This window comes from Clostridium sp. AF36-4, assembly GCF_003435975.1.
In the GTDB taxonomy this organism is placed as follows: domain Bacteria; phylum Bacillota; class Clostridia; order Lachnospirales; family Lachnospiraceae; genus Eubacterium_F.
Map to the genome: position 1 here is coordinate 211,300 of NZ_QTVH01000001.1, position 264 is coordinate 211,563.

A 264-nucleotide genomic window follows, 5' to 3' on the forward strand; every position below is an offset into this window, starting at 1 on the left:
ATCTGCTTTTTACAACGGAAGTATTCCTCGATCTTCCATCGCGAAAAATAGGTTCTTGCCACTTTGATCACATCCTCTTTGGACTTGATTTCTTTATTTGTGGCAAGCATCATGGGATGTTCTGTGATGCCATAAACCAGTACCAGATAAATATCTTTTCTGGAAGCTGTAATCTGGACTTTGACATGGGAAATGTAAGCCTCGTGATTTTTCCCCTTATAAAATACATTGGTTTTAATTTTCCCTTTGCGACGGTTGCGCAAT

General features: G+C 39.0%; 1 protein-coding gene. It reads right to left on the reverse strand.

Annotated elements, in window-relative coordinates; all coding sequences use genetic code 11:
• Positions 1–264, reverse strand: a 264-nt coding sequence (locus DW005_RS14075) for a hypothetical protein (RefSeq protein ID WP_347461311.1), incomplete at both ends; no start/stop codon positions are given.